The sequence below is a fragment of the Streptomyces sp. NPDC057486 genome, from assembly GCF_042802415.1.
Classification (GTDB): domain Bacteria; phylum Actinomycetota; class Actinomycetes; order Streptomycetales; family Streptomycetaceae; genus Streptomyces; species Streptomyces yanii.
Window position 1 is genome coordinate 24,831 of sequence record NZ_JBHVEE010000106.1, and the last position, 10,122, is coordinate 34,952.

Sequence of the window (10,122 nt, forward strand, 5' to 3'; positions counted from 1 at the left end):
CGAGCGGCCCCACGCGCTACGTGACCGCTTCCGCGCCGCGGTGCCCCCGGGTGAAGCGGATCACCACCGTGTCGCCGCCGATGACGACGAACCTCCCGCCCTCGCACCGGATGACGGCTTCGTGCACCTCGCCGCGCTCGTCCCGGCGCTCCTCGGTGCGTGTGACCGTCCATCCGCCCGAGGGTGGTTCCGGCAGGTGCGGCAGGGCGGAGAACCCCCACTGTCCCGCGGGTACGCACCAGTCGGGCAGTTGCGGCCAGGTGCCGGGACCGACATGCAGGGTCCCGTCGGAGGCGCAGGTCAGGAGCACCGACTGGCCGTCGGAGAGCAGGAACTCGACGGCCTCCGGTTCCCCCATCCGTCCCTCCGGCCGGTAGAAGAGGCCGAGTACGCCGGTGATCCGTGTCCCTCGGAGCCATTCGGAGTCCCCGCGTCGCGGGCTGCGGAAGGCTTCCTCGTCGTGCTCCACCCTCATGGCCTGCTCCTTACCCGTGCACTGACCGCCCAGGGTCGCATCATTCGGGCGTGCGTCGGTGGAGAGGGTGGTCCCGTCGGGTACGGCGGCCCGCTCGTCCGAAGTGAGGTGCGGTACGAGCCGGTTGGCCGCGGCGACCGTTGCGCCCGCGGGGATCTCGGCGAGGGGGGCGCGGGTGGCGCCGATCGCCTACCGGGGCTTGCGGGCCTCGATCAGGAAGCGGGTGGTGTGCGCGACGAACGGCCCCTCGGTCTCGATGAGGTGGTGCAGGGCGGCCAACTGCGGCCGGTACTGCTCGACCGTGAAGCCGGGCACCATCCAGATCACCTTCCGCAGGAAGTAGACGACGGCGCCGATGTCGAAGAACTCGGTACGCAGCGTCTCCAGCCGCAGATCGACGACCTCCAGCCCGGCCGCCTCGGCCTCGGCGCCGGCCCGTTGCGGGTCGCGGGCGCCCCGCGCCCCGGGCGGCTGTGGGCCGAGGAAGTACTCGACGAGTTCGAAGACGCTCGCCGGACCGACCTGCTGCGAGAAGTACGTGCCGCCGGGTCGCAGGACGCGTGCGATCTCCGTCCACCAGGTGGTCACCGGGTGACGGCTGGTCACCAGGTCGAAGGCCGCGTCCCCGAACGGCAGCGGCGGCTCGTCCGCATCGGCGACCACGACGACGCCGAGCGGGTGCAGTCGGGCGGTGGCGCGGGCGATGTTCGGCGGCCAGGACTCGGTGGCGACGGTGAGCGGAGGAAGCTTCGGTGCGGAGGCGAGGACCTCGCCGCCGCCGGTCTGGATGTCGAGGGCGGCGTGGGCCCGGCCCAGCCGCTCCCCCATGGCGCGGGCGTAGCCCCAGGACGGGCGTTGTTCGGTGGCCCGGCCGTCGAGCCAGGAGAAGTCCCAGCCGTCGACGGAGACGGCATCGGCCTCGGCCACGAGCGCGTCGAAGCGTGCGCGTTCCTCTTCGGGAGATCCAGGCATACGGGGATGGTGTCACCGGTGCGCCCGCGGACGCGACCGAATTCCGGGTGCCCCGCGCCCGGCGGTCCGTGAGCGGTACGACAGGTCAGGCGGCCAGACCGCCCAACACCAGCCCGAGCAGGGCGCCCCCGATCATGAACGGCCCGAACGGGATGCCCGTCTTGCGCCCGGCCCGTCGCAGGATCATCAGCCCGAACCCGTACACCGAGCCGAACACGAACCCCGCGAAGCCTCCCGCGCAGACGATCGCCCACCCGTACCAGCCGAGGGCCACGCCCAGCGACAGGGCGAGCTTGACGTCGCCGAAGCCCATCCCGTTCGGGTTGATCAGGAAGAGCAGGAGGTAGAAGCCGCCGAGCGCGAGGCCGCCGAGCAGTGCCGAGGTCCACGATCCGGCATGTTCCGGAAGCAGCGCCGCACCGCCCAGGAGCAGGGCGGCCGCGCCGGCGAGCGGCAGAGTCAGCTGGTCGGGCAGCCGGTGGACGCGGCGGTCGATGGTGGCGAGAAGCACGGCGACAGGGGCGAGCAGCAGCCAGACGACGAGCTCGGGGCGGAGCCCGGTGGCCGCGGCCAGGACGGTGCAGCCGAGGGCGGTCACGACGGGGGCGAGGAGGGAGGGGGCGTAACGCTCAGCCGTTCTCCCGGCTTCATCACTGCCTGCATCCTGCGCGGAGGCGGCAACCGCCGCCGCCCGCGGAGCCGTCCGTACCCCGGCACACGCAGCGCACCGGGGAGAACCGAGCCAGCCGCGGGCCACCCCGCCGAAGGGGTGGCCGGCGGGGCAGGTGTCCCGCCACGCGTCGTCCGGTTCGACCGAGAACCGGTAGGCGGCGCGGGGGACCAGCAGTCCGGCCGCGGCGCCCCAGAGCGCGGCGACCCCCAGCAACATGGCGAACACGGAACCGACCCTAGGCCGGTGGACGCGCACCGGTCATGGGTCCGGGGGCCCACTGCGTACGGTTCCGGGCCCAACGACGGTCACCGGGCGCTACGGTCATGGCCATGGGTCAATGGCGCAATGGAAACGGGACGTTGACGGTCACGGACCGGGAGGGCGGACCGGAGCAGGAGGTGCCGCTGCGGATCGCCGCCTCGTACGGGGCGCGGTCCAAGGGACTGCTCCGGCAGGACGGGATCGACGGGGCATTGATGATCACACCGTGCGGGAGTGTGCATACGTTCCGGATGCGGTTTGCGATCGATGTGGCCTACCTGGACCGGAAGTTCAACGTTGTGGCGGTCCACACGATGAAGCCGGGGCGGCTCGGCATGGTGCGGCTGCGGTCGCGGCACGTGATCGAGTCGGAGGCCGGGACGATGGAGAAGTGGGGACTGCGGCCCGGGGCCCGGGTGCGGGTCGTCCAGACCTCCTGACGCGGGGACTCGGGTCAGGAGGGCCGGAGAGAGAGCTGCTTCGCCGCCCGCCGCGCCGGGCTCGGTCCGGGCGGTCGCGGCGGGCGATGGCGTACGGCTCAGGAGGACGGGCGCCGGGTACCCAGGCCGTGGCCGACGAGCGGGGTCACCGTGCGGATCAGTTTCAGCTGGGTGGAGCGCAGGACCTTCACCGTCATGTCGTCGGACCAGCCGGTGGTCGTGGACCATTCGTATCCTGAGCCGACCATCTCGCTGGCGAACGCCAGCTCCGTCGCGAGCAGGGCCCGCGCCCAGTCCATCGGTTCCAGGGGCTCCTTGGCCGCAAGTGCGTGACGGATCCGGGCGCCTCGCCGGTTCAGGTCGTCCGCGTCGTCGAAGCCCATGGCCACGGCGAACTCCTCCGTGCACCGTGCCGGGCCGCTCCACTCGATCAGGCCCTGTTGCAGGAGCCGGGACTCCTCATCGGTCAGCGTCAGCTGTTCCGCCGTCTGCACGCCAGTCGTCACTCTTCCACCCTTCCGGGAGCCCGCCCGGCCCCGCAGTCGTGGTGCGTACGTGGGTGCCGGCGGAACGTTCAGAACCTCAGGGGTGCGACGCTAACGACCCATCGGCCGGGCCGTCTTGGGTCCCAGGGCTCATGCCGGGGCCCAGCCGGAGCCGTTGCGGAAGCGGCGGGACGGTCCTTCTGCAGGTCCCGTGGCCGCCGGCCGCCCGACGGGCCGCTCCCGGTCCACCGGGGTCCGCCGGGTGTCGGCCGGACCGGGACGGTACCCCGAACCGTCCCGGTCCACCGGAGTCGACCGCCGGATCCGTACCCACGTCGCAGGTCGCCGAATTCACCGCCACCATTCTGCACTTGGGCCCGCATTTGGGGCCAAGGGCCCAGGTCACGCGGCCAGTTCGCCCGTACGCTCACGCCACACCCGAGGTTCGGTCAGCGGGGCAGGTGCAGGGCGAATGAGCGTCGGAGAGGGAGAGCCGTGAGCAGTGGCGGGGGCTGGGGACACGGAAGCACAGGCCGAATACCGCCGGGGCAGGGCCCCGGCCGGCCGGGCGGTGGCGGCGGCCCCGGCTGGAACGGCGGAGCCGGGGGCAGCGGCGGCGCGTTCTTTCCGCTGACGCGCAGTTGGGCGGTCGGCGCCCTCGTCTACATCATCGCCGGGTTCCTGGTGAGCCGCGGGTTGGTGGAGACCCTCGCCACCGGTGAACGGCTCGAAGAGTTCACCTGGCGGCTGGGCCTGCTGCATGTGCCCAGTGTCATCACCTCTCTGCTCACCGTCCTGGCCGCCGCCCGCGTCCTGCCCGAGGAGCAGCGGGAGTCCCGCCCGGTGTATCTGGCCGCCGCCCTGGGTGTGCCGGTCGCCGGACTCGCCTACGGCCTCGTCGTCTCGTGGCATCTCGTCGGCATCGAGGGCGTGTTGATGCCGTTCGTGGTGCTGGTCACCGGCTCGGCCGCCGGGCTGGCCGTCGACCGGCTGCTGGAGGAGGACGAAGCCGCGGAGTCCGTCACGCCGAACTCGTACTCATGGCGGGACAGCGGTGCCACCGCCATGGAGTACCTCGGGGTGATCGTCCTCGTCGTCACGATGATCGGCGCGATGGCGATGGCCGGTGTCGGCGGTCAGATCGGCGAGCGGATCCGGTGTGCGATCAGTTCGCTCGGTGGCGGCGGTGGCGGGTGCACCACCGGTGGCAACAACCCGGTCGCGAAGCCGAAGACGGATGCCGACTACGAGCCCAAGCTCTGCCAGATCTCCAGCGTCTCCGACACGGTCGGTGACAAGGTCAAGATCGGCTGGTTCGAGTGGGGCAACGAGTACGGCTTCCAGCAGAAGGTCAGCCAGGCCAACACGGATGTGAACGAGGACGGCAAGGTCGACGAGAACGACAAGCTGGTCTACATGACGTTCACGGACGCCGCGTCCGTGGGCGCCACCGCCAGCACCCCCGGCTTCAAGCTCGGCAAGCTGGGCAAGGCGGATGTCGACGTCGGCGGCGGCGTCAAGATCACCAACGGTGACACCTGGGTCTTCAAGAGCGAGGAGGACGCCAAGAAGATGCGGGACGACATCGAGGAAATGAAGATGTGGGAGTCCTCCACGAAGTACAGCGGCGCCTACGGCGGCGGTTGGTACTCGGGGATGAAGTGGGCGGACAAGAAGGAGGACGTCGAGAAGCAGATCGGCAACAAGAAGATCTCCTACTCGACGATCGGCCTCAATGTGTACGCGGACGGCGGTCTCAACATCAGCGCGGGCGACGAGTCCAAGCTCGGCGCGAAGCTCGGCGGCAAGGCCAAGTTCTCCCCGGACGTGACCATCTCGAAGGACGACGTCAACGGCAACGAGTCGTACACGTACACCGCCAAGCTCGAACTGGAGGGCAAGGTCAGCGGTTCGGCCGGCCCGCTCACCGGTACGGCCGGCGCGAAGGACACCCGTACCGGGGCCATCACCGTCACCCGGGACCAGAAGACCGGCAAGATCGTCCGTATCGACATGACGAAGACGGTCGAGACGGGCTCCACGTCCGACAAGGGCGAGGCCAAGGGCGACAACGGCAAGAAGGACGGTGACAAGCGCGGCGGCAAGGCGGGCGCCACCGACTCGTCCGGCGACACGGGGATCGAGATCCAGACGAACTCGATCGTCTTCGGCAAGGACACCGACAAGGCGACCGAGGACAAGCGGGCCATCGCCGAGCAGTGGCTGGACGGCAGCGGCAACAACACCGCCCCGTTCGAGTACATGTTCGGCGACAAGTCCCTGCAGCAGAAGCCCGACGGAACCGACCCGTTCGACCAGATGATGTTCCAGGACGGCCTGTCGAGCACGATGCAGTATCACGGCGAGACGGACGCCCAGGAGTTCGGCTTCGAGGTCTCGCTCGGCATGAGCCTCGGATTCTCCCTCTCGGACGAGCACAAGAAGGAGACACTGACGGACGCGCAGTTCCTCGGAGCTCCGCAGGGCGACAAGCGCACGTTCCTCCCGTACAGCTACTGCGCGAAGTGAGCCCCGTACGCAGTACCCCGCACAACGAAAGGCGATGACAGCAGTGAGGAAGTCCCGGACGTCCGGCGCGGTTGTTGCCGCCGCCCTCGGTCTCACCCTGCTCACCGGCTGCGGCTCCTCGGACGCCGCCGCCGTCCCGGACGGCTGGGGCACGCTCGACACCAGGAGCGTGTCCGTCGGCTACCCCGAGGACAAGGGCTACAAGGAGCAGTCCGCCGCCGACCGCAACAAGAACAACGCGGCCGTCGCGCTCAAGGAGGAGGGCGGGCTGCGTACCGGCATGGTCTCGGTCCAGCTCGACTTCGCGACCGGCATCGACGACGCGAGCGAGGCCGCCTCGGCGGCGGGCGCGGGCATCGGCCTCGGCGCCACCCGCAAGGGCACCACCGACGTGCGGCTCGCGGGCGAGGAGAGCGCCCGTGAGGCGCGTCGGATCGACTACGAGTTCACCTCGTCCGGCAAGGAGCAGACCCCGGCGAGCGGCACCCGGATGACGGGGGTCGTGGTGGCGGGAGTCGATTCGAAGGACGTACCGTTCGCCATCCGGATCAATGCGGTGAAGGGCTCGCTGAGCGCTCAGGATCTCGACGCGTTCGTGGGGTCGATCACCGTGAAGTAGCGGGTGGAGGACTGGCGTTCATGGATGTACTGCCCGGCGGGACCGCCACTTTCCTGCTGTTGTTCGGCCTGTTCCTCGGCGCGTTCGCCGTACGGTCGGCGCTGCGGCTGAGCCGCGTGCTGGGCCTCGTGCGGCACGGGGAGCGGGCCGAGGGGCGGTGCGCGGAGCGCCGGGTCGTGGACCGGGGGGCCGACCGGGAGCGGAGCTATGCGACGGAGTACGTGTTCGCGTTCCGCACGCTCGACGGCCGCGAGATCGAGTTCGTCGACCATGCGCCGGGCCCCTTCGGCTTCGAGGTCGGGGCGCCGGTCCGGGTCTCGTACGATCCGGCGGACCCGGAGAAGCGCGCCACGGTCGCCGGACCCCGGGCCTGGGGTCCGGTAGTGATGCCGGCGGTGTTCGCGGTGGTCCTGGGTCTGTTCGCGGCGGGGCTGCTGGTCGGGTTCGCCGCGATGCGGGGCTGGCTCTGACAGGCGCCGTCCGGGCGGGCCGTGCGGCCTCACGCGGATGAGCCCGTCCCCCGGTTACTCCTCGTCGTCCTCGTCGAAATCGCCCAGCACGTCAAAGAGGTGCTGCTCGACGGCGTTGCCCAGTTCGTCCTCGGTGCAGAACAGTCCGTGCACGGCGCCCATCGGATAGACGGCCTCCGCCATGTCCTCGCCCGGCATCCCCACGCAGGGGTCGTCGACGACCCCCGACGGATCCGCCTCCCCGAACAGGGAGGGCAGTTCGGCGCCCTTCACGGCGAACGGCTCGAACTTCCACACCGCCCCCCGGGTGCGGCAGACCACTTCCCCGATGTACCAGCAGGCGCCTTGAAGGAATGCGTCGCGGCGCGCTCCGAGAGTCCCCGCGGCGCTGTCGTACCGGCTGCGGATGAGGGCCTCCAGCCCGTCCAGGGTCCGGGGGGAGAAGTCCCATGTCCCGGGGACGCCGGTGGCCTCGGCCCAGTCCTCGAAGCTCCGGGCGCGTTCGGCCAGCCACGCCGGAAGGTCGGGGTGGGTCTGCGGGTCGATGCCGTGGTCCGTGCGGTCAGCCATGCCGTCACTGTAGTCAGGCTTCCGGACCGTACGCGCGAACTGTCCGCCGTGTCACGCCAGTTGACACGCCACGCCCCAACAACCCGTTGTATCGGCCGCCGCATGAGGCTCTAGGGTGTGGGGCTGGACGGTGGCAAGCACGGGGGCCCGCACCGTCCAACTCCGTGTCCCATGAGCCCCCCCCACAGGGACAGACACTTGAGTACCTCCATACGATCACGCATACGATTCCGGCTGGCCGCCTGCTTCGCCACGGCCGCCGCAGCCGGACTCGTCGTCACCGGCCTGCCCGCCTTCCAGGGCACAGCCGACGCCGCACCGGGCAAGATCCGCTGCGATGAGAAGTTCCTCGGCCGCAAGTACAACATGGACGAGGCCCGCGGCATCCAGGGCAAGAACACCCCCTACAGCCAGAACCCCGAAGACACCTGGGGCGACTACTTCTTCGACAACCCCTCCCACGCCTTCGACGGGATGCCCACGCCGGACCAGGCGAAGCTGGACGCCGCCGGCAAGACCGACGACGACGTCCAGAAGTGGAAGAAGAAGTACGGCCGGACCGGTGACCCGCAGTACCGGGCCCTGGAGATCTACGCCCGCTACAACAAGCAGCTCGTCGGCGACGGCCCTCGTAAGATGACGGACTTCCGCCTCTGGCTCGACCAGAGGGTCATCGGCAACGAGGCCAACCAGCGCAAGGGCGACGGCTTCGAATCCCGCATCGTCAAGCAGTTCAAGCTCGTCGGACCGGACTGGATCTGCCAGAAGGAAGTGCCGGTCTTCGACAAGAACGGCAAGGCGGTCATCAACCCCAAGACCGGCGAGCAGGCGGTCCGCAAGTACGACGCCTACAACGCCAAGACCAAAGAGTTCGTCGAGTTCAAGTCCAACGGCAAGCACATCGCAGAACAGCTCCGCTGGGACAAGCACATCCTGCGCAACAAGGAGTACGCCGACCACAAGCTCCGCCTGATCACCGGCGACGAGACCACGGGCAACACCAAGCGCCAGTACGCGACCCTGAACCGGCAACTCCAGAGCGAACGCGGCACGGGCCTGCCCCAGGCCACCATCCGCGAGCAGCGCGCCAACGGCCACGCCCGCTGGACGCCGAACAGGTACACCCGCTACGACAAGGTCTTCAACCCCGATCCGCGCCGCGTCGGCTCCTACGGCCCGCTGCACGACGACGTGTGGCGCTCGGCAAAGAACCCTGAGCAGGCACGCAAGCTCCAGCACCAGTACAACCAGGTCAACACCCGGGGCGGCTTCGGGCGGCCCGGAGGCATCGACTTCTCCACGCTGGAGCTTCAGTACGTCGGCAACCCGACCAAGGGCAAGGGTCTCGACTACTCCTTCAAGGCCGACATGGTCGAGGACGAGGACAAGAACCCCGGCTGGGGCGGTGAGCAGCGCCTTCAGCTCTCCTCCGACGCGATGTTCGCCTGGCTGGCGCTGACCCCGGACAAGTTCTGGGTCAACCTCAACCCGGACCAGCCCGACAAGATCATGGACAAGACGTTCGGGAAGACCGACGCCGGACGCGTTCTGCTTCAGGCCGACCTGGAGATGAAGCACGACTACGCGCGTGACATGGACCCCCGCAGCGGCATCGGCAAGCAGTACTGGGATGCCATGACGGCCGCGAACATCCCCTGCGGGCACCAGATCCGGCTGTGGATCGTCCCCAAGACCGCCAAGGTCCGCGCCGACGACAACGGCCTGTACATCCTGGACGCGCCGCTGAAGGTCAACGCCGAGCCGCAGAAGGTCGACTTCCCCAGCCCCAACGGCAAGTGCGACCTGACCGAGGCCCAGATCAACACCTCACAGCGCCTCGTCGAGCAGTACGTCATCCCCGATGTCGAGGAGAAGGTCAACAGCGGGAGCGCGTACGCCGACCTGCGCCGCGTCTACAACGCCCGCGTCGCGGCCGAGTACATCCGCACCCAGGACAAGGACCACGTCACCGACTTCCGGCCCATCATCAACAGCAACGACGTGGCTCGGTGGCCGCTGCGGGGCAAGGCCAGGACCTGGACCCCGAAGCAGACGTGGGACGAGTACATGAAGTCCTACACGCAGGGCGACTACAGCTACCCCTGCCAGGTCGACGGCCAGAACAAGACCTGCATCATGGGCGGCGTCGACTTCTCCAAGGCCCCGAAGCGCAACATCTCCAAGACCGAGTTCGACGTCCAGCACCCCAGGACGGACACCACGACCAAGACGTCCAGGACCACCACGGTCACCTACCGCAACAGCAACACGGTCATGTTCGGCGGCTCCAGCTCCGGCCAGGTCCACAACGGCGGCGGGAACGAAACCCCGGGCCCGAAGCCGACCGGCACGGCCGAGCCCACCGGCAAGCCGACCCACCAGGCCACCACCCCGGCACCGGACCCGTCCGACAGCCGCACTCCCGCGCCCACGGGCTCCGCGAAGGACCCGGACGGCAACCTCGCCCACACCGGCTCCGACACCCCCGTCGGTCTGATCGCCTCCGTCGCCGCGGCACTCGCCGTCGGCGGAGCGGGTCTGACCTGGTGGATGCGCCGCCGTAAGGCCGCCGCGAGCTAGGATCTTTCGACGCTCACAGCGAAGGCCCCGCCCCCTCCACCCAGGAGG

10 protein-coding genes are annotated in these 10,122 nt (G+C 69.6%); 5 read left to right on the forward strand and 5 right to left on the reverse strand.

Going from position 1 to position 10,122, the window contains the following annotated elements:
• Positions 1–16: 16 nt before the first annotated feature.
• The 3 genes from ACFU6I_RS35065 to ACFU6I_RS35075 all read right to left on the reverse strand — a co-directional run bounded on the left by ACFU6I_RS35065 (position 17) and on the right by ACFU6I_RS35075 (position 2,336).
• Positions 17–475, reverse strand: a complete 459-nt coding sequence (locus ACFU6I_RS35065; RefSeq protein WP_384374314.1) for a hypothetical protein — start codon at positions 473–475, stop codon at positions 17–19.
• A gap of 189 nt (positions 476–664) precedes the next feature.
• Entirely contained in the window at positions 665–1,447 is a 783-nt protein-coding gene (locus tag ACFU6I_RS35070; RefSeq protein ID WP_384374317.1) for a class I SAM-dependent methyltransferase, read from the reverse strand.
• 85 nt (positions 1,448–1,532) lie between these two features.
• A complete protein-coding gene (locus tag ACFU6I_RS35075) occupies positions 1,533–2,336 on the reverse strand; it encodes a prepilin peptidase (RefSeq protein WP_384374339.1) in 804 nt (267 codons plus the stop codon).
• A gap of 113 nt (positions 2,337–2,449) precedes the next feature.
• Here ACFU6I_RS35075 and ACFU6I_RS35080 point away from each other — a divergent pair, with 113 nt between their 5' ends.
• Positions 2,450–2,821, forward strand: a complete 372-nt coding sequence (locus tag ACFU6I_RS35080) for a DUF192 domain-containing protein (RefSeq protein ID WP_384374321.1) — start codon at positions 2,450–2,452, stop codon at positions 2,819–2,821.
• A 98-nt stretch (positions 2,822–2,919) separates the two neighbouring features.
• Here ACFU6I_RS35080 and ACFU6I_RS35085 read toward each other — a convergent pair whose 3' ends face one another.
• Entirely contained in the window at positions 2,920–3,327 is a 408-nt protein-coding gene (locus tag ACFU6I_RS35085; RefSeq protein ID WP_384374324.1) for a hypothetical protein, read from the reverse strand.
• Positions 3,328–3,801: 474 nt separating this feature from the next.
• Here ACFU6I_RS35085 and ACFU6I_RS35090 point away from each other — a divergent pair, with 474 nt between their 5' ends.
• Genes ACFU6I_RS35090 through ACFU6I_RS35100 form a run of 3 tightly spaced genes read left to right on the forward strand, consistent with a single transcriptional unit; the run spans position 3,802 to position 6,924 of the window.
• Entirely contained in the window at positions 3,802–5,835 is a 2,034-nt protein-coding gene (locus tag ACFU6I_RS35090; protein ID WP_384374327.1) for a hypothetical protein, read from the forward strand.
• A 34-nt stretch (positions 5,836–5,869) separates the two neighbouring features.
• Complete coding sequence (locus ACFU6I_RS35095; RefSeq protein WP_376667757.1) at positions 5,870–6,454, forward strand: hypothetical protein; 585 nt, start codon at positions 5,870–5,872, stop codon at positions 6,452–6,454.
• Between the two features lie 20 nt (positions 6,455–6,474).
• Complete coding sequence (locus tag ACFU6I_RS35100) at positions 6,475–6,924, forward strand: DUF3592 domain-containing protein (protein WP_384374330.1); 450 nt, start codon at positions 6,475–6,477, stop codon at positions 6,922–6,924.
• Positions 6,925–6,978: 54 nt separating this feature from the next.
• Here the strand turns inward: ACFU6I_RS35100 and ACFU6I_RS35105 are convergent, their stop codons facing one another.
• Positions 6,979–7,494, reverse strand: coding sequence for a hypothetical protein (locus ACFU6I_RS35105; RefSeq protein WP_384374333.1), 516 nt, complete (start codon positions 7,492–7,494; stop codon positions 6,979–6,981).
• Positions 7,495–7,692: 198 nt separating this feature from the next.
• On the opposite strand from ACFU6I_RS35105, the gene ACFU6I_RS35110 reads away from it, so the two are divergent.
• Complete coding sequence (locus ACFU6I_RS35110) at positions 7,693–10,074, forward strand: hypothetical protein (protein ID WP_384374336.1); 2,382 nt, start codon at positions 7,693–7,695, stop codon at positions 10,072–10,074.
• The last annotated feature ends 48 nt before the right edge of the window (positions 10,075–10,122 follow it).